Source organism: Paracoccus sp. L-17, assembly GCF_056857655.1.
Map to the genome: position 1 here is coordinate 1 of NZ_JBSXNM010000035.1, position 16,897 is coordinate 16,897.

Consider the following 16,897-nt stretch of genomic DNA (forward strand, 5'->3'; position numbering starts at 1 on the left):
CTAGGGTCAGGACTCATAGCCAGAACATGACGACGGCTGCGAGGGCGCAGGCTGAGAGGAACAGATCGGCGCATCTGTCGTAGCGGGTGGCAATCCTGCGCCAGTCCTTGAGGCGGGCGAAGGCGTTCTCGATCCGGTGACGTTCGCGGTAGAGGACGGCGTCATGCGGGATCGGCGCTTTACGGCATTTGCGGGACGGGATGCAGGGCTGGATGTCCCGTTCGATCAAGGCGTTGCGGAACCACTCGGCGTCGTAGCCGCGATCCGCCAGGAGGGTTTTTGCCGTCGGCAGCGACGCCAGCAATGCCCGCGCCCCGATGTAGTCGCTGGTCTGGCCGGCGCTCAGGAACATCCCGATCGGACGCCCCTTTCCGTCGGCCACGGTGTGCAACTTGGAGTTCAGCCCGCCCTTGCTGCGCCCAATGAAGCGACTGTGCCCCCCTTTTTGCCCCGCAGGCTGGCGGCCGTCCGGTGCGCCTTGAGGTGAGTGGCATCGATCATCAGCGTGTCCCGCTCCCGCCCCGCTGCGGCCAATTCGGTCAGGATGCAGGCGAACACACCCAACCGGCTCCAACGGACCCAACGATTGTAGAGCGTCTTCGGCGGACCATAGGCTGCGGGCGCATCCCTCCAGCGCAAACCATTGCGATTGATGAAGATAATCCCGCTCAGCACCCGACGGTCGTCAACTCTCGGCTTGCCGTGGGACAGTGGAAAGAACGGCCTGAGGCGCTCCATCTGCGCCTCAGTCAGCCAAAACAGATCGCTCATGCGGCACCTCCATGATGCCGACAGAGATTCAGAAGCAAGCTGAACACGCAAGAGGTTTAACGGGTCCTGACCCTAGGTAAAACTGTCTATTTAGAAGGTTTGCGGAACCGCCTTTCCGTGTTAGCCTGCCCATACCGGAATTGTGTGTTTTCCCTGCAACACGGCTTTCGGTTCGGGGCGATTGCGCTGCGGTCTTCCGTGCGGGCCGCGACCTGCGCCCTGAATCACGCGAACGCGCCGAGGCGGACATGAGCAAGCATCAGATCATCGCCGACGGGACCAGTCTTCACGGTCGCTCGATCAGGGCGGCCCTTGATCTGCTGGAGGAAAGCCAGTCGCGACGTCCGACCATGGCCGAGATCGCCGAACTGGTCGGCGTGCCGGCGAAGGACCTGCATCGCATCTTTCCCGACGACCGTTCCGTGCTGGTGGCCGCCGCCGAACAGGCGCTGGTATGGCTGATCGATTCGTCGGTGAAGGCGGTCGTTCAGGTCGACCCGGACGATTCCGTCGCCCAGTTCATCGCGCTTGGCGAGACCTATATCGACTGGGCCAGCGCCAACCCTTCGCAATTCCGCCTGCTGCAGGATGAACGTGTTCTCAATGCCAAGGCGACGCCGCAGCTCAGCCGCTATATCGATTCGATGGTGGATCTGATGATCAGGACCCTCGAACGTGCGCGCGATGCCGGCCGCCTGAAACCGGACGAGAACATTCCGCTGATGGCCCTGTCCTCGCACGCCTTCGTCATAGGGCTTGGCAGGATGATCGTCGAGGGGCGGCTGCACGACACGCTGCCGGACGTGCCCTGTTTCTCGGCGGCCCGGATCGCCAAACTGGCGCTGCGTGACTTTGTTCATCGTGCCGCGCGCGGCAGCGTACCCGCCCGCGGCTCCGGGAATCAGAACATTCCCGCGTGATCACAGTGACGTCCGCCGGGTCACGGCAATCCGATTGCGCTTGGATGTTTCTTCTCGCTTTTCGGGCATAATAAAGGCTTGAACCCGACGGGAAGCGAGCAGCGCACTGCCGCTTTCCGGGCTGCGGCGGATCTGGGGTTCCGTCGCAGCCTTTTTGCCGCAGGCCGGCCCGCGTGAAGGCCCAGGGGATCGGTCCTCCACAGAAGGGCGCGGCCTCTTTCCCCTGCAGGCTGCTTGCGCTATGCCCTCGGCAACCCGCGATCTGTGAAAGCAAGAACCCCGTGACCGATCATATCATCAAGGATATCGCGCTGGCCGATTTCGGCCGCAAGGAACTGGACATCGCAGAAACCGAGATGCCCGGGCTGATGGCGCTGCGCGCCGAATATGGCGAGGCCAGGCCATTGGCCGGGGCGCGGATCGCCGGCAGCCTGCACATGACCGTGCAGACCGCCGTGCTGATCGAGACGCTGGTGGCGCTTGGGGCCGAGGTCCGCTGGGCATCGTGCAACATCTTTTCGACCCAGGATCACGCCGCCGCCGCCATCGCCGCCACCGGCGTGCCTGTCTTTGCCATCAAGGGCGAGACGCTGGCCGAATACTGGTCCTATACCGACCGGATCTTCCGCTTCGGGGGCAATGAAAAGGACGGCGGCACGGCCAACATGATCCTCGACGATGGCGGGGATGCGACGATGTATGTCCTGCTGGGCGCGCGGGTCGAGGCGGGCGAGACGGAACTGATCGACACCCCCGCCAGCGAAGAGGAAGAGGCGCTGTTTTCCCAGATCCGCAAGCGCATGGCCGAAACGCCGGGATGGTTCGCCCGTCAGCGCGACGCGATCCGGGGCGTCAGCGAGGAAACCACCACCGGCGTTCACCGTCTCTACGACCTGCATCGCAAGGGGCTGCTGCCCTTCGCCGCGATCAACGTGAACGACAGTGTGACCAAGTCGAAATTCGACAACAAGTACGGGTGCAAGGAATCCCTGGTCGATGGCATCCGCCGTGCGACCGATGTCATGATGGCCGGAAAGGTCGCCGTGGTCTGCGGATATGGCGATGTCGGCAAGGGCAGCGCGGCCAGCCTGCGCGGAGCCGGTGCGCGGGTCAAGGTCACCGAAGTCGATCCGATCTGCGCGCTTCAGGCCGCCATGGACGGGTTCGAGGTGGTGAGGCTGGAAGACGTGGCCGACAGCGCCGACATCTTCATCACCACGACGGGCAACCGCGACGTGATCCGGCTGGAACACATGCGCGCGATGAAGGACATGGCCATCGTCGGCAATATCGGCCATTTCGACAACGAGATTCAGGTCGCGGCTCTGCGGAACCACAAATGGACCAACGTCAAGGATCAGGTGGACATGATCGAGATGCCTTCGGGCAACCGCATCATCCTGCTGAGCCAGGGCCGTCTGCTGAATCTGGGCAACGCCACCGGCCATCCCAGCTTCGTCATGTCGGCCAGCTTCACCAATCAGGTTCTGGCCCAGATCGAGCTGTGGACCAGGGGCGCGGATTACCAGCCGGGCGTGTATATCCTGCCCAAGGCGCTGGACGAAAAGGTCGCGCGGCTGCATCTGGACAAGATCGGCGTCAAATTGTCCACCCTGTCGAAGGAACAGGCCGATTACATCGGCGTGACGCCCGAGGGGCCCTTCAAATCAGATCATTACCGGTACTGACCTCATGACCGAATATTCGCTGTTCACCTCGGAATCCGTGTCCGAGGGTCATCCCGACAAGATCGCCGACCAGATCAGCGACGCGATCCTGGACGCCATCCTGGCCGAGGACCCGCGCGCCCGCGTTGCCTGCGAAACCATGGTCAAGACCGGGGTCGCCATCATCTCGGGCGAGATCACGACCAGCGCCTGGGTCGATCTGGAATCCATTGTGCGCGGCGTCATCAACGATATCGGCTATACCAGCAGCGATGTCGGCTTTGACGGCGCCACCTGTTCGGTCATCAACATCATCGGCAAGCAATCGCCCGAGATCAATCAGGGCGTCGATCGCCAGAGCCTCGAGGAACAGGGCGCGGGCGATCAGGGACTGATGTTCGGCTATGCCAGCGACGAGACCGACGTGCTGATGCCTGCGCCGATCACCTATGCCCATCGGCTGGTGGAACGTCAGTCGAAGGTCCGGCGCGACGGCACGCTGGACTGGTTGCGCCCGGACGCCAAGTCGCAGCTGACGCTGCGCTATGGTGCGGACGGCCGGCCCGAGGCCATCGACGCGGTGGTCCTGTCCACCCAGCACAATCCCGAAATCACCCTGGCCGATCTGCGCGAGGCAGTGATCGAGGAAATCATCAAGCCGGTCCTGCCCGCCGAATGGCTGTCGCCCGAAACCAAGTATTTCATCAATCCGACCGGTAAATTCGTCATCGGCGGGCCGGTCGGCGATTGCGGGCTGACCGGGCGCAAGATCATCGTGGACAGCTATGGCGGCATGGCCCGGCATGGCGGCGGCGCGTTCTCGGGCAAGGATCCCAGCAAGGTGGATCGCTCGGCCGCCTATGCGGGACGCTGGGTGGCCAAGAACATCGTCGCAGCCGGCTTGGCCAGCCGGTGCGAAATTCAGGTCAGCTATGCGATCGGCGAAGCGCGGCCCACTTCGATCAGCCTGAACACCTTCGGAACCGAGACGGTGCCGCACGAGCGGATCGTGGCCGCCCTGCGCGAGGTCTTCGACCTGCGCCCCTTCGCCATCATCCGCGACCTGGACCTGCTGCATCCAATCTATCGGCCGACCGCGACCTATGGCCATTTCGGCCGCGATCCCCATGCGCTGGCCGGGGCGACGGCGTTTTCCTGGGAACGGACCGACCGCGCCGAGGCGCTGAAAGCGGCGCTGAGCTGACCGGCCGGGGCGCTTTGCCCCGGATGCCGGACCGGCCAGCCGGGGATGCCGGGTCGCGCGTTCTCAGAACGCCATCATGCCCCAGTATTTCGTGCCGGTGACCGGCTTGCCATCATTGGCCAGCAGAAAGCCCGACAGGACGCGAATCACGCCCCAGACCGCAAGAAAGGCCCAGATCAGGAAGCCGAGGCCCACGACCATCGTGACGACGGCCAGGACCGCGATCAGCAGGCTGATCCAGAACGTCCGGATCTGGAAGGTCAGATGCGTGTCCAGAACCGGGTGCCGGCCCCTGGCGATATAGGCATAAACCACCCCGACCAGTGTCGTGATCGCTACCGCATAGCCGATGGCGTAAAGCCCATAGATCAGTTTCGCGGGCAGCAACGGATCGCCGGGGCCGGTCGCGGCTTCGGCTGCGGGCGGGGGTGGCATATCGGTCATGACGGGGCTCCGTACAGGTTGCGGGCGCGATCCTCGAAGGCGCGGACGATGCGCGCCATCGCCTCGTGGAAGACGACGCCGATCAGGCGTTGCAGTATGGCGTTGCGAAATTCGAAATCGACAAAGAATTCCACCCGGCAGCCGCCTTCAGGACGGTCGTGGAAAGTCCAGCCGCTGCGCATGTATCTGAACGGGCCGTCCAGATATTCGGTGTCGATCTTCAGGGCGCCGGTCCGGGGATCGGCGGGCCACAACACGACGCGGCTGCCGAAACGTTCGCGAAAGACCTTGAAACTGATGACAAGATCGGCCGCGATCTCCTCGGCGCCGTCCGGTCGGGTCTGGCGCGACCGTACGCGGGCGGCGCTGTTCCAGGGCAAAAATTCCGGATAGCGTTCGACATCGGCGACGAGGTCGAACATCTGGCGGGCGCTGTAGGGAAGGTCGCGGTTGTCCTGGTGTTGCGGCAAGGCGGGGCTCTTGTCTTTGGGCGCGTTGTCTGGTCGGCTCTGCGCATCTAGCAGGCGAGGCCGGGAATGAACAACCTGATCTGGTTTCTTCGCGCATCGCGATGGGCGCGGCACCCGCCAAGCGCCCGGATGGTCAAGCTGGTTCTCGCGATCGTGGCGGCCGGACTGATCATCCTGGCGTTGGAATGGCTGGACCTGTGGCCCGACTGGGCGCAGATGCAGAACGGTCGCGGCCTGCGACTGCCCCGGTAGTGAGATCAATGGCGGGGCGCATCCGCCCGCACACGGCGCGGGCGCGGCTGCGCAGCGTGGGCGGCCGCAAGCCCGGCCAGTCCCAGCAATCCGATCGTTATCAACATGTCATCCTCCTTTCCGGCTGCGTGGCGGGCCTCAGGGTCCGGCCTCGCTGAATGTCTGGCATTGCGCCATGTCGCCTGATTCGAAACCACGCATCAGCCATGTCTGGCGTTGCCTGGCGCTGCCATGGGTAAAGCTGTCGGGCACCGGCGTCCGTCCGGCGCCGGACTGGATCACGTCGTCGCCAACCGCGCGGGCGGCATTGGCCGCTTCTTCCAGATCGCCCTGTTCCAGCGATCCGAATCGATCCCGCGCCTGCCGCGCCCAGATCCCGGCATAGCAATCGGCCTGAAGCTCGGTCAGGACCGACAGCGCGTTTGAATCCCGTTCGCTGATGCGCTGGCGGCTGGCGTTGACCCGCGACAGCGTGCCCACAAGATTCTGCACGTGGTGGCCGACCTCGTGGGCGATCACATAGGCATAGGCGAAATCGCCGCCCGCGCCCATCTTCTGCGCCATCAGATTGAAGAAATCGGTGTCCAGATAAACCTTCTGGTCGTTCGGGCAATAAAACGGCCCCATTGCCGCCGAGGCGCCGCCGCAGGCCGATTGCACCACGCCCCCGTAAAGCACGAGGGTCGGGTTGCGGTAATCCATGCCGGCCTGTTCGGGAAGAATGCCGGCCCAGACCTCTTCGGTATCGGCCAGCACGACCGAAACGAAATCGCCCCAGCGTTGATCCTCTTGCGTCAGCGGCACGCTGCCTTGGCGCCCCTGCTGGGTTTGGTTCTGGCTCTGGTCTATCTGGCGGATCACAGGGGTGATATCGACGCCGAAGAAATATCCCACGGCCAGCACGACCAGCGTTCCCACGACGCCGATGCCGCCGGCCCCGGTCGCGCCCATGCTGCGCCGATCCTCGATATTGCTGCTGCCGCGCCTGCCTTGCCATTTCATCCGACGGGTTCCTCCGAGGATCTGCGGTCCCTTGTGCCGAACGCCGCTTACCCCGCCCGGTTCCCGGCTTTCGCGCCGTGCGGACGGTCGCGGGGCACGCGAGCGGCGCGGAAGTGACTTGACGCCACGCGCCCGGCAGAGGATGCAGCGTTTCGATCCGAAGGGGAATGCAATGCTGCGCAGGCTATACGACTGGACCATGGGGCTTTCGGCCCATCGCCATGCCATGACCGCCCTTTTCGGCGTCAGTTTCATCGAAAGCTCGGTCTTTCCGATTCCGCCGGATGTGCTGATGATCCCGATGGTTCTGGCGCGTCGCTCGAAGGCGATGGCCGTCGCGCTGATCGCGACCGCCGGGTCGGTGCTGGGCGCGATGCTGGGCTACTGGATCGGCGCGGCGCTGATGGACAGCCTGGGTCAGGCGGTTCTGGCCGCCTATGGCAAGCAGGATGCCTATGCCCAGCTTGCCGCGCGCTTTGCGGATTATGGCGGCTGGGCGGTGCTGTTCGCGGCGCTGACGCCCTTTCCGTTCAAGGTCATCACGATCTTTTCGGGCGCCGTCGGCTTTTCGTTGCCGTTGTTCATCCTGACCTCGATCATCGGTCGCGCGGGCCGGTTCTTCATCGTCGCGGGGCTGTTGTGGCGCTTTGGCCCGCCGATCCGCGACTTCATAGAGCGTCGGCTTGGGCTGGTTTTCACCCTGTTCATGGCTGCGCTGATCGGCGGTTTTGCCGCGTTGAGGTATCTGTGACCGGAACAAGACTTGCCCTTCTGGCCGCCGCGGGTTCGGCGGCCCTGCTGATCGCCGCGCTAGGATTTCAGGCCGCCGGCTATGCTCCCTGCGAATTGTGCATCCTGCAACGCTGGCCGCATGTCGTGGCGGTGGTGATCGGCGCGCTGATCTGGCTGACCGGATGGGTGCGACCGCTGTCCGTGCTGGGGATGGCAGCGGTAGCCGTTGCTATGGGCCTTGCCATCTATCACACCGGGGTCGAAATCGGCTGGTGGCCGGGGCCGTCGCAATGCTCGGGCGGGGTGACCGACTTCGCGAAGATGTCGTTGAAAGATCTGACGGCAAAGCTGAAAACCGCCCCGGTCGTGCGCTGCGACGAGGTCGTGTGGCGCTTTGTGGGCCTGTCCATGGCCAGCTGGAACGCGATCCTTTCCGCAGGGCTGGCGGCAATCTGGGGCATGGCTGCCCGCGCGGGCCGTTCATCAATCTAGGGTCGGACTTGCTGCGGCCCTTCGTCTGGCGCGCAGCCGCTTCACAGCGCGCGCCGCGCCTTCTGTTCGGGCATGCCATCATTCCGGATGGTCGTGATGCGGCACGCCCAAGGTATTTGACCTCTGGCAGCGGGCAAGACCCGAGCCATTGCGCAGCAATACCGGCAGGTCCTATCGTGGGGCGAAGGGGACTGATGCCCTCTGCGTCGGAATGCGAATGGTGGTCGGGGCGAGAGGATTCGAACCTCCGACCTACGGTACCCAAAACCGTCGCGCTACCAGGCTGCGCTACGCCCCGACGAGGCGGCTTCTAGCGGATCGCGCCGGCCGGGGAAAGGCCTAACGACAGGGCCAGGCCGCCTGACCCTGGTCCAGCGCCGGATAGGCCATCGGCTGACCCGTAGCCAGTCCCAGACGGTCGGCCTCTCCTGCCGCGACTTCCAGAATCGCCAGCCGCAGCGGATCGGGATCGCCCGCCAGGGCGCCGGGTATCGGGGTCTCGTCCAGCGGCCGGGCATTGCGGTGAATGTAGCGGATCACGCCGCGCGCATCCATGAAGACGATGTCCAGCGGCAGATAGGTGTTCTTCATCCAGAAGCTGGATTCGCGTGGCGTTTCGTAAAGAAACAGCATCCCCGTATCCGCTGGCAGCGATTCCCGGAACATCAGGCCCCGGGCGCGTTCCTGCGGATCGTCGGCGATCTCGACACGGACCGCGCGCGCTCCGTCCGGGGTCATGAACAGAGCCACGTCCTGCGCGCAGGCCGCAGGTTCCAGCGCAGCCACCGCAGGCTGCGCGGTCACGGCGCTCATCATCGTCAGCAGGAGAAGCGCGGTCGCGACCGGTCTATTCCGCGACATGGGCGAGCAGCGCCTCGTCTGAGTCATCGACAAAAGGGCCCGGGATCTCGGCACTGCCACCCCCTTGTGTCGTCATGCCCTGATCCCAGCTTGCGATCTGCGCGGCCATCAGGCCCCGCGGCCCTTCCACGACGCGCAGTGCGATCGCTTCGCCGATGGCGAGGTCGGCAAAACCCGAATGGCGCAGCACCTCGACATGCAGGAAGACATCTTCGGGATGGCCGAAGATATTGGCGAAACCGAAACCCTTGGACTTGTCGAACCATTTCACCCGCGCCGGATGCAGCGGCAACTGGTCGAGATGTTCGATGATGCCGTTGTCCAGATCGGCGATCGGCGCCGTTCCGTCGGATTCCGGCGGTTCGATCGAGACGATCTCGGAGGCCTGCAGGCCACGCGCCGTCGGCTGGACATAGAAGGTGACCAGCGATTGATCGGCGACGGAAGACCGCCCGAAGTTCCGCAGCACGTTGGCGTGCAGCAGAATGTCGGCGCCCCCCTGTTCGTTCAGGATGAAGCCGTATCCCTTGCCCGGATCAAACCACTTGACCAGGCCTTTTTGCAAAACAGCACCGTTTTCATCACTCATCGTCATTTCATTCCGCGCAATGCGCTTGTTTCAGAACGTCAAACCGGCAACCTTGTCGGTTCTCCAGATATGGGGCGCGCACAGGTCACATGAAGGCGCTCCGATTTCAAGCGGGTCAAATCAACGCGAGGCATTCCCAGCCTTATACCGAAGACCTCATGCGTCAAGCCTCAAGGCGACAAGCGCGTGACAAACCAGCGATTATCTGCCTGCAGCCGCCAGCAGAAGCGGTCGTGCAGACGGAATGCGCCGTCGGCCCAGAACTCGATCTGTCGGGGATGAATGCGGAAGCCGCCCCAGAAGGGCGGGCGCGCCGGCGAGGGGCCGCGCAGCAGCGCCTGCTTCGCCGCGGCCGAAACCAGGCTGGCACGGCTGTCAAGCGGCTGCGACTGATGCGAGGCCCAGGCCCCCAGCCGGCTTTGCAGGGCGCGGCTTTCGAAATAGGCGTCGGCCTGCGGACCGTCCTCGCGGGTGACGGCGCCGCGAACGCGAATCTGGCGACGCAGTGATTTCCAGTGCATGACGAAGGCGGCCTTGCCGTTCTGCGCAATCTGGCGGCCCTTGGCGCTGTCGTAATTGGTGTAGAAGACGAACGCGCCCCTGGTCCCGGCGCCCTCGATCTGCTTCAGCAGGACCATGCGCACATCGGGCATTCCCTCATCATCCACCGTCGCCAGGGCGATGGCGTCGGGATCATTGGGCTCGACCGCCTTCGCCTCGTCCAGCCATGTCCGCGCGATGTCGAACGGGTCCTCGCCCGCAAAGATGCCGCTGCGATCCGTCATCTTGTGATCCCTCGTGTTTCCTGACGCTTGATGCTGCCAAGCCTTTGGCCTAAGCACTATCACAACGAGTTGAAAAGGCGAGAGGTCCCACATGTCGAGCGAGCATCAGGGCGGTCTGATGGCCGGAAAGCGGGGCCTGATCATGGGACTGGCCAACGACAAGTCGATCGCCTGGGGCATCGCCAAGGCCCTGGCCGCGGAAGGGGCGGACCTGGCCTTTTCCTATCAGGGCGAGGCGCTGAAAAAGCGCGTCGATCCGCTGGCGGGGCAGCTTGGCTCGACGACCGTGCTGCCCTGCGACGTGGGCGACGAGGCGTCGGTGGACGCGCTGTTCGACCGGTTGGCCGATGGCTGGGACCGCCTTGATTTTCTGGTCCACGCCATCGGGTTTTCCGACAAGGATCAGCTGCGTGGCCGCTATGCCGACACGACGCGGGACAATTTCCTGAAGACGATGGACATCTCGGTCTATTCCTTCACCGCCGTCGCGCGGCGCGCGGCCGCGATGATGCCCGATGGCGGTTCCATCCTGACGCTGACCTATTACGGCGCCGAACGGGTCATGCCGCATTACAACGTGATGGGCGTCGCCAAGGCGGCGCTGGAAGCCTCGGTCCGCTATCTGGCCGAGGATCTGGGCAAGGACCGAATCCGCGTCAACGCGATCAGCGCCGGGCCGATCAAGACACTGGCGGCCAGCGGTATCGGCGATTTCCGCTATATCATGAAGTGGAACGAACTGAACTCACCCCTGCGGCGCAATGTCACGCAGGAGGATGTCGGGAATTCCGCCCTCTACCTGCTGTCGCGACTGGGCCAGGGGGTCACCGGCGAGGTTCACCATGTCGATGCGGGTTATCATGTCGTCGGCATGAAGGCGGTTGACGCGCCCGATATCGCCACCGTCAAAAAGGACTGATCCGGCGGGTCAGGGGTATTTGGGCAACGAAGAAGGCTGATGAACAGCGTTTCGGCAGATCAGCTTGTGCTGTTCACGGCCACGCTGGCGGTGGCGATCCTGTCGCCCGGCCCCGGCGTGATCGCGGTCAGCCAAAGCGCCTTCGCCCTGGGTCGGGGCCGCGCGATGCCCTATGGCTGGGGGCTGGCCTTCGGCGCTTCGCTGTGGTGCCTGTTCTCGCTTCTGGGTCTAACGATGCTGTTCGGGCTGATGCCCTGGACCTATACCGCGCTGAAGATCGCCGGCGGTGCCTATCTGATCTGGATCGCCTGGAGGATGTGGCGCCATGCGGCCGATCCCTTGCCCGGCCCGGCCGGCGGGCGGCGCGGAACCGGGTTCGCCGCCGGTATCGCGCTCAACCTGTCCAATCCCAAGCCGGCGCTGTTCTATTCCGCCGTGATCCTGTCGATCTTTCCCCCGCCGCTGTCGGCGCTGGACAAGGGCGCGGTCTATCTGACAGCGGTGTCGGTGGAACTTGGCTTCTATTCCGCCCTGGCCAGCATGATGGCTTTGCCTTGGCTGCGGCGGCGCTATTATGCCGCGAAATTCTGGATCGATCGCGGCGCGGGTCTGGCCATCGGTCTTCTGGGCCTGTCCCTGATCCTGCGCCATTGAAGGAGACGACGCGATGATGGACCGCTTGCCGCACGAAAAGGGTTTTCACGTCAGCTGGGATCAGTTGCACCGCGATGCGCGGGCCCTGGCCTGGCGGCTGGACGGCACCGAATGGCGCGCCGTGGTGGCAGTCACACGCGGCGGACTGGTCCCGGCGATGATCGTTGCGCGCGAACTGGATATCCGGACCATCGACACGATCTCGATTCGATCCTACCGCGGAATCGGCGCCGAGGCGGGCCAGGGCCAGCTGGAGGTTCTGAAACGCCCCGATGACGGGTTGATGGCCGATGGCGACGGGATCCTGGTCGTCGATGACCTTGTCGATTCCGGCCGCACCCTGGAACTGATCCGCGAGATGTATCCCAAGGCACATTTCGCCACCGTCTATGCCAAGCCCAAGGGCAAGCCGATGGTGCAAAGCTGGATCACCGAGGTCAGCCAGGACACCTGGATCTTCTTTCCGTGGGACATGGCGCTGCAATATGTCCAGCCCTACCGGGGCGAGGACTGAAAACCCGTCATGGCAGGGGCGCGGGATGGCGATGCCGGCCTCTTGACACCAGCGTATCTGGTTGAAGTGCGACGCGAGATCCTTCCCCTGAAGGGGCCGGCCGCATGGCTTTTCCTGCCGGGACGGGCAGAATCCTGCCCATCTCTTACAAAACGCAGGAACCGGGTCACGTCGACCGACATTAGTCCTTCGAAGCGCCTGCCGGTCGCACGGATTGATCGGTCGTGCTGGTAAAACCAATGGAGGAAGACATGCGTAAGCTTCTTTTGACCACAGCCTTTATCCTGCCCCTCGGCGTTGCGCCGGTTCTTGCGCAGGATACCAATACCCAAGCGCCCGCTGATGGCGCGGCCGCACCGATGACGACCGATCCGGCCGCGGACCCCGCCGCGGCCGACAATCAGGCTGCAGCCGCAGCCGCGGATGTTGCCGCCAGCGGCAAGGTCGCGCAGGAACAGGCGCCGAACGAACTGCGGCTGGACTGGATCACCAATACCTCGGTCACGGCGCCCGACGGCACCGCAATCGGTGACATCAACGATCTGATCGTGGACGCCGAACAGGGAACGATGATCGCGGCGATCATCGGTGTGGGCGGCTTCCTGGGCATCGGTGAAAAACAGATCGCCGTGCCCTGGGATCAGTTGAAGGTCAACTATGACGCGCAGGAGATCACCAGCGAGTTGACCAAGGAAGAGGCCGATGCGGCGCCGGAATACGTGTTCCGCGAGCGTGAGGCGGCTCCGGGTGCCAACGCGCCGGCGGCTGGTGGCACGCTGGCCACCGACCCGGCAACGGCCCCGGCCGATCCGGCGATGGCCCCGGCCGATCCGGCAGCGGCTCCGGCCGACCCGGCAGCGGCTCCGGCTGATCCGGCAGCGGCTCCGGCTGATGGTGCTGCGCCGGCAGATGGTGCAGCGGCCCCGGCCGATGGCATGGCGCCGGCAGATGGCGGCATGACGACCGAAGAGAAGCCGGCCAGCAACTAGGGCCTGCGGTTAGGTAATGATTGAAGCGGCCCTTCGGGGCCGTTTTTTTTTTTGCGATCGCGGTTGCGCCGCAAGCGATCGGTCAGCCATGCGCCAACCGGGGCCGGCCCGGTCATGCAGCACGCGGTTGCGCCGCAAGCGACCCGCTAGCCGTTTCCGCCGCGCACGAACCGCGATGCACTTTCGGCGGCGCGTTGCAGGGCGCGGCTCTTGTTCACGGTTTCCTGGAATTCGGCCTCGGGATCGCTGTCATAGACCACCCCGCCGCCCGCCTGAATGTAAAGCGAGCCGTCCTTGACCACCCCGGTCCGCAAGGCGATGCACATGTCCATCTCGCCATTGCCGGCGAAATAGCCGACCGCACCGGCATAGACGCCGCGCTTTTCGGGCTCCAGTTCGTCGATGATCTGCATCGCGCGGACCTTGGGCGCCCCCGAAACCGTGCCCGCCGGCAGACCCGCCAGCAACGCTGACAAGCCATCCTCGCCTTCGCGCAATTCTCCCACGACATTCGACACGATATGCATGACGTGGCTGTAGCGCTCGATGGTGAATTGCTCGGTGGGACGGACAGTGCCGGTTCTGGCGACACGACCGACATCGTTGCGGCCCAGATCCAGCAGCATCAGATGTTCGGCCAGCTCTTTCTGATCGCCTAGGAGCTCGGCCTCCAGCGCGCGGTCCTCGGCCTCGTTCGCCCCGCGCGGTCGGGTTCCGGCGATGGGTCGTATCGTCACCTCGCCGTCGCGCAGACGCACGAGGATTTCGGGACTGGCGCCCACGATCTGAAATCCGCCCATGTTCAGGAAGAACATGAAGGGCGAGGGATTGGTGCGGCGCAGCGACCGGTACAGCGCGAAGGGCGGCAGAGGGAACGCCATCCGCCAGCGTTGCGAGGGCACGACCTGAAAGATGTCGCCCGCGCGGATGTATTCCCTGGCCTTCTCGACCGCCGCCAGATAATCCGCTTTGGCAAAGTTCGACACCGGCTCGCCGATCTTGGTGTCGTGGCCCAGGGCGCGCGGCTCGGACGGTTGCCGGTCCAGCGAGCGCAGGGCATCCATCACCCGTTCGGCGGCGCGGGCATAGGCGGCGCGGGCATTGTCGCTGCCATCGTGCCAGGCAGGCGCGCACAGCGTCACCTCGCCCTTCACTCCGTCCAGGACCGCGACGACCGAGGGCCGCATCAGCATCGCGTCGGGCAGATCCAGAGGGTCGGGATTGACGTTCGGCAGATCCTCGACCAGCCGGATCATGTCGTATCCGAGATAGCCGAAAAGGCCCGCCGCGACCGGGGGCACATCCTCGGGCATCTCGGCGATCCGGCTTTCCGAGATCAGCGCCCGCAGACTGTCCAGCGCGGGCCGGTCGTCGCGCTGATATTCGTCGGAAAAGCGCGCCTGGCGGTTGATCCGCGCCTGGCCGTCGCGGCAATCCCAGATCAGGTCGGGCTTCATGCCGACGATGGAATACCGTCCGCGGACCTCGCCCCCCGTCACCGATTCGAGCATGAAGGACATCGGCGCGGCCTCGGCCAGTTTCAGCATCAGGCTGACCGGCGTGTCCAGATCGGCGGCCAGCCGGATCGTCACCAATTGATTATGCCCGGATTTCCAGCCCGCCTCGAAGGCGGGAAATTCAGGCGAAAGCTCCATCACTGGACCTGTGCGTTGATGGCATTGATCGCCTGCTGGTTGATCTGAAGACCGCCCTGCCGTTGGGCCGCGCGGGAATAATAGTCGAAGATGTCGTCCTGCAGGGACTGCCCCATCCGCGATGCGATGGCATTCTTCACGCCACGCGCGTCCTCGCTGTCCAGATCGGCCTTCTGCACCGCGTCCAGACGGACCAGAAAAACACGCTCATCGGCATCGACGACCTCGATCTCGCCGGGTTCCTTCAGGGCAAAGGCCTGTGCAACCACCTGCCGGGGCAGGTTGTCGATCCAGCCGTCGCGCGTCAGACCGGTCTGCGAGGTCCATTCCAGCGGTGCCGGATCCTGCGTCGCCGGATCAGCCGCGGCATTGTCCCCGGCAGCATTCGGCGCCGGGCCCGAATTCTGCACCACTCCGCCCGCGCCCTGCAGCGGCTGCGGTTCCGCACCGGGTTCGGCCGCCGCGCTGGCCCTGAGCTTTTCCTCCTCGGCAAGGGCCAGAAGCTGACGCCTGGTTTCGGCAAGGCGCCAATCCTCGGCGACCGCGTCGCGCACCGCCTCGAAGGGCTTCAGCGTCGCGGGCACCACCTCGTCCAGACGCAGCGCGAAAATGCCGCCATCATCCAGCCGTTCGATTTCGGGAAAGTCGCTTTCGCTGACCGCCTCGGCGCGGTCGCGGAATGCCTGATAGCCGTCGATGCCGCCCGGGCCCGGCGTCTCGCCCGCCACCCAGTCGATCTGGCCCAGTTCCATCGGCGTCTGCTGGGCGACCTCTTCCAGCGTCGCGCCACCGGCCAGCATGTCCTCGTAATCGGCCGAATTATCGTCGATCATGCGTTGCGCGCGGTCGATGGCGGCCTCCTGGCGCAGATCGGGCTTGGCCTCATCGAAGGAAATGTTGATCGGGTCGAGGATCGCGTTCATCGAAAAGAGGGCCGGTCCCAGATCGGTCTGGACCGGACCGACCACGCCCGGTCCGTCAAGCGCGAAAACCGCGTCGCCGGCCGCGCCGAGCTGCTGTCTGGTCATCTCGCCCAGATCGATACTATCCATTGTCAGGCCGCGCTGTATCACGAAGGCTTCGAATGGCTGGGTGCCCGCGTCGATCTGATCCTTGGCGGCCTTTGCCTCGGCCTCGGACGGAAAGACCAGCCGGCTGACCAGTCGCCGCTCGGGTTGCTGGAATTCGTCGATGCGCTCGTCATAGACCGCGCGCAGGGCCGCTTCGTCCAGCTTGACCTGATCCGACATCATCTCGGGGGTCAACCAGACATAGGTGATCTTGCGCGCCTCGGGCGCGGTGAAGCGGTCGGCATTGGCCTGGTGCCAGGCCTTCAGCGTCTTTTCGTCGGGTTCCTCGATGGCGGCGGGAAGATCCTCGGCGGTCAACTCGGCCCAGGACAGATCGCGTGCTTCCAGAATCCAGGCGGCGGCGCGATCCACCATGGCCTGGGGCGCGACCACGCCGCCGGCCACGGCGCGCTGAATCATCAGCCTGGCCTCGTCCTTGCGGACCTCGTCCTCGAAGTCGCTTTCGGCCATGCTCTCGCGCCGCAACGCCTGGGAATAGGCGGTGCGATCGAATTTGCCGTTCGGACCCTTGAAGGCCTCCGCGCCGAGGATCGTCTGGCGAACTGCCTCGTCGCCGACGGAAACGCCCATGCGGCGGGCCTGTTCCTCCAGCGCGGCGGCGGTGAAAAGCTGCGCCTGAACCGATTGCTGAAGACCCAGGGATTGCGCCTGTGCCATGGTCAGCGGCTGGCCGGTCTGCTGCTGGATCGCGATCATCTGCCCGCGCAAAGCGCGCGCATATTCCTCGGCCGTGACCTTGGTCTCGCCGACCGAGCCGATCTCGGACGAACCGCCCGAGAAGCTGGTCACCCCGAAGCCGCCCAGGCCCAGCACCATGAGGCCCAGAAGCAACCAGACGATCGTGGATTTACCGTGTGTGCGCAGGTTCTTCATGGCCCGGCCTTCC

At 64.7% G+C, this 16,897-nt stretch carries 19 protein-coding genes and 1 tRNA gene; 10 read left to right on the forward strand and 10 right to left on the reverse strand.

The window, feature by feature from the left end:
• Positions 1 to 13: 13 nt before the first annotated feature.
• Positions 14 to 771 (reverse strand): IS5 family transposase gene (locus AC13CR_RS07795; RefSeq protein WP_292958393.1). Its coding sequence is split into 2 segments (ribosomal slippage): positions 14 to 435 and positions 435 to 771, totalling 759 coding nucleotides; the frame shifts between segments, so codons are not numbered across the junction.
• Between the two features lie 248 nt (positions 772 to 1,019).
• Here AC13CR_RS07795 and AC13CR_RS07800 point away from each other — a divergent pair.
• The 3 genes from AC13CR_RS07800 (at position 1,020) to metK (ending at position 4,562) form a co-directional block, all read left to right on the forward strand.
• Positions 1,020 to 1,691 (forward strand): TetR/AcrR family transcriptional regulator, encoded by a 672-nt coding sequence (locus AC13CR_RS07800; protein ID WP_292958270.1) that lies wholly within the window; start codon positions 1,020 to 1,022, stop codon positions 1,689 to 1,691.
• Between the two features lie 281 nt (positions 1,692 to 1,972).
• The gene (gene ahcY / locus AC13CR_RS07805; protein ID WP_292958272.1) at positions 1,973 to 3,379 is read left to right on the forward strand and encodes an adenosylhomocysteinase; all 1,407 of its coding nucleotides are present in this window, start codon (positions 1,973 to 1,975) and stop codon (positions 3,377 to 3,379) included.
• Positions 3,380 to 3,383: 4 nt separating this feature from the next.
• A complete protein-coding gene (gene metK / locus AC13CR_RS07810; protein ID WP_292958274.1) occupies positions 3,384 to 4,562 on the forward strand; it encodes a methionine adenosyltransferase in 1,179 nt (392 codons plus the stop codon).
• A 63-nt stretch (positions 4,563 to 4,625) separates the two neighbouring features.
• Here metK and AC13CR_RS07815 read toward each other — a convergent pair whose 3' ends face one another.
• Together AC13CR_RS07815 and AC13CR_RS07820 are read right to left on the reverse strand one after the other, a co-directional pair.
• Positions 4,626 to 5,006: a DUF4870 family protein gene (locus AC13CR_RS07815; protein ID WP_292958276.1), complete on the reverse strand. Its 381-nt coding sequence runs from the start codon at positions 5,004 to 5,006 to the stop codon at positions 4,626 to 4,628.
• On the reverse strand, positions 5,003 to 5,476 hold the full coding sequence (locus AC13CR_RS07820) for a type II toxin-antitoxin system RatA family toxin (protein ID WP_292958278.1): 474 nt from the start codon (positions 5,474 to 5,476) through the stop codon (positions 5,003 to 5,005). The genes AC13CR_RS07815 and AC13CR_RS07820 overlap by 4 nt, the downstream gene beginning before the upstream one ends.
• A 66-nt stretch (positions 5,477 to 5,542) precedes the next feature.
• Between AC13CR_RS07820 and AC13CR_RS07825 the strand changes: the two genes are divergently transcribed.
• Positions 5,543 to 5,728, forward strand: a complete 186-nt coding sequence (locus tag AC13CR_RS07825) for a hypothetical protein (protein ID WP_292958280.1) — start codon at positions 5,543 to 5,545, stop codon at positions 5,726 to 5,728.
• Positions 5,729 to 5,866: 138 nt separating this feature from the next.
• On the opposite strand, the gene ypfJ is transcribed toward AC13CR_RS07825, so the two are convergent.
• Positions 5,867 to 6,730, reverse strand: coding sequence for a KPN_02809 family neutral zinc metallopeptidase (gene ypfJ, locus AC13CR_RS07830; protein WP_292958282.1), 864 nt, complete (start codon positions 6,728 to 6,730; stop codon positions 5,867 to 5,869).
• Between the two features lie 172 nt (positions 6,731 to 6,902).
• On the opposite strand from ypfJ, the gene AC13CR_RS07835 reads away from it, so the two are divergent.
• Positions 6,903 to 7,481, forward strand: a complete 579-nt coding sequence (locus tag AC13CR_RS07835; protein WP_283646776.1) for a YqaA family protein — start codon at positions 6,903 to 6,905, stop codon at positions 7,479 to 7,481.
• Positions 7,478 to 7,954, forward strand: a complete 477-nt coding sequence (locus AC13CR_RS07840) for a disulfide bond formation protein B (RefSeq protein WP_283646777.1) — start codon at positions 7,478 to 7,480, stop codon at positions 7,952 to 7,954. Before AC13CR_RS07835 ends, AC13CR_RS07840 begins: the two co-directional genes overlap by 4 nt.
• Positions 7,955 to 8,175: 221 nt before the next feature.
• Here AC13CR_RS07840 and AC13CR_RS07845 read toward each other — a convergent pair.
• The 4 genes from AC13CR_RS07845 to pdxH all read right to left on the reverse strand — a co-directional run bounded on the left by AC13CR_RS07845 (position 8,176) and on the right by pdxH (position 10,189).
• Positions 8,176 to 8,252 (reverse strand) — tRNA-Pro (locus tag AC13CR_RS07845).
• Between the two features lie 41 nt (positions 8,253 to 8,293).
• Positions 8,294 to 8,815, reverse strand: coding sequence for a DUF192 domain-containing protein (locus tag AC13CR_RS07850; RefSeq protein ID WP_292958286.1), 522 nt, complete (start codon positions 8,813 to 8,815; stop codon positions 8,294 to 8,296).
• Positions 8,802 to 9,404 carry a cold-shock protein gene (locus AC13CR_RS07855; RefSeq protein WP_292958288.1) on the reverse strand — a complete coding sequence of 201 codons (603 nt, stop codon included), beginning with the start codon at positions 9,402 to 9,404 and terminating at the stop codon, positions 8,802 to 8,804. The genes AC13CR_RS07850 and AC13CR_RS07855 overlap by 14 nt, the downstream gene beginning before the upstream one ends.
• A gap of 170 nt (positions 9,405 to 9,574) precedes the next feature.
• A complete protein-coding gene (gene pdxH / locus AC13CR_RS07860; protein ID WP_292958290.1) occupies positions 9,575 to 10,189 on the reverse strand; it encodes a pyridoxamine 5'-phosphate oxidase in 615 nt (204 codons plus the stop codon).
• 91 nt (positions 10,190 to 10,280) lie between these two features.
• Between pdxH and fabI the strand changes: the two genes are divergently transcribed.
• The 4 genes from fabI to AC13CR_RS07880 all read left to right on the forward strand — a co-directional run bounded on the left by fabI (position 10,281) and on the right by AC13CR_RS07880 (position 13,265).
• The gene (gene fabI, locus AC13CR_RS07865; RefSeq protein WP_292958292.1) at positions 10,281 to 11,108 is read left to right on the forward strand and encodes an enoyl-ACP reductase FabI; all 828 of its coding nucleotides are present in this window, start codon (positions 10,281 to 10,283) and stop codon (positions 11,106 to 11,108) included.
• Positions 11,109 to 11,147: 39 nt separating this feature from the next.
• Entirely contained in the window at positions 11,148 to 11,762 is a 615-nt protein-coding gene (locus AC13CR_RS07870; protein ID WP_292958294.1) for a LysE family translocator, read from the forward strand.
• 13 nt (positions 11,763 to 11,775) lie between these two features.
• Positions 11,776 to 12,276 carry a xanthine phosphoribosyltransferase gene (gene gpt, locus AC13CR_RS07875; RefSeq protein WP_292958296.1) on the forward strand — a complete coding sequence of 167 codons (501 nt, stop codon included), beginning with the start codon at positions 11,776 to 11,778 and terminating at the stop codon, positions 12,274 to 12,276.
• Between the two features lie 251 nt (positions 12,277 to 12,527).
• Positions 12,528 to 13,265 (forward strand): PRC-barrel domain-containing protein, encoded by a 738-nt coding sequence (locus tag AC13CR_RS07880; RefSeq protein WP_293767001.1) that lies wholly within the window; start codon positions 12,528 to 12,530, stop codon positions 13,263 to 13,265.
• A 146-nt stretch (positions 13,266 to 13,411) separates the two neighbouring features.
• Here the strand turns inward: AC13CR_RS07880 and trpE are convergent, their stop codons facing one another.
• Complete coding sequence (trpE, locus tag AC13CR_RS07885) at positions 13,412 to 14,920, reverse strand: anthranilate synthase component I (RefSeq protein ID WP_292958300.1); 1,509 nt, start codon at positions 14,918 to 14,920, stop codon at positions 13,412 to 13,414.
• Positions 14,920 to 16,884: a SurA N-terminal domain-containing protein gene (locus AC13CR_RS07890; RefSeq protein WP_292958302.1), complete on the reverse strand. Its 1,965-nt coding sequence runs from the start codon at positions 16,882 to 16,884 to the stop codon at positions 14,920 to 14,922. The genes trpE and AC13CR_RS07890 overlap by 1 nt, the downstream gene beginning before the upstream one ends.
• Positions 16,885 to 16,897: the final 13 nt, after the last annotated feature.

Coding starts and splice junctions, on each gene's coding strand:
- AC13CR_RS07835 (WP_283646776.1), top strand. CDS start 6,903: ATGCTGCGCAGGCTATACGACTGGACCATGGGGCTTTCGGCCCATCGC.
- trpE (WP_292958300.1), bottom strand. CDS start 14,920: ATGGAGCTTTCGCCTGAATTTCCCGCCTTCGAGGCGGGCTGGAAATCC.
- ypfJ (WP_292958282.1), bottom strand. CDS start 6,730: ATGAAATGGCAAGGCAGGCGCGGCAGCAGCAATATCGAGGATCGGCGC.
- pdxH (WP_292958290.1), bottom strand. CDS start 10,189: ATGACGGATCGCAGCGGCATCTTTGCGGGCGAGGACCCGTTCGACATC.
- AC13CR_RS07880 (WP_293767001.1), top strand. CDS start 12,528: ATGCGTAAGCTTCTTTTGACCACAGCCTTTATCCTGCCCCTCGGCGTT.
- metK (WP_292958274.1), top strand. CDS start 3,384: ATGACCGAATATTCGCTGTTCACCTCGGAATCCGTGTCCGAGGGTCAT.
- AC13CR_RS07870 (WP_292958294.1), top strand. CDS start 11,148: ATGAACAGCGTTTCGGCAGATCAGCTTGTGCTGTTCACGGCCACGCTG.
- gpt (WP_292958296.1), top strand. CDS start 11,776: ATGATGGACCGCTTGCCGCACGAAAAGGGTTTTCACGTCAGCTGGGAT.
- AC13CR_RS07800 (WP_292958270.1), top strand. CDS start 1,020: ATGAGCAAGCATCAGATCATCGCCGACGGGACCAGTCTTCACGGTCGC.
- AC13CR_RS07855 (WP_292958288.1), bottom strand. CDS start 9,404: ATGAGTGATGAAAACGGTGCTGTTTTGCAAAAAGGCCTGGTCAAGTGG.
- AC13CR_RS07890 (WP_292958302.1), bottom strand. CDS start 16,884: ATGAAGAACCTGCGCACACACGGTAAATCCACGATCGTCTGGTTGCTT.
- AC13CR_RS07815 (WP_292958276.1), bottom strand. CDS start 5,006: ATGACCGATATGCCACCCCCGCCCGCAGCCGAAGCCGCGACCGGCCCC.
- AC13CR_RS07850 (WP_292958286.1), bottom strand. CDS start 8,815: ATGTCGCGGAATAGACCGGTCGCGACCGCGCTTCTCCTGCTGACGATG.
- fabI (WP_292958292.1), top strand. CDS start 10,281: ATGTCGAGCGAGCATCAGGGCGGTCTGATGGCCGGAAAGCGGGGCCTG.
- AC13CR_RS07825 (WP_292958280.1), top strand. CDS start 5,543: ATGAACAACCTGATCTGGTTTCTTCGCGCATCGCGATGGGCGCGGCAC.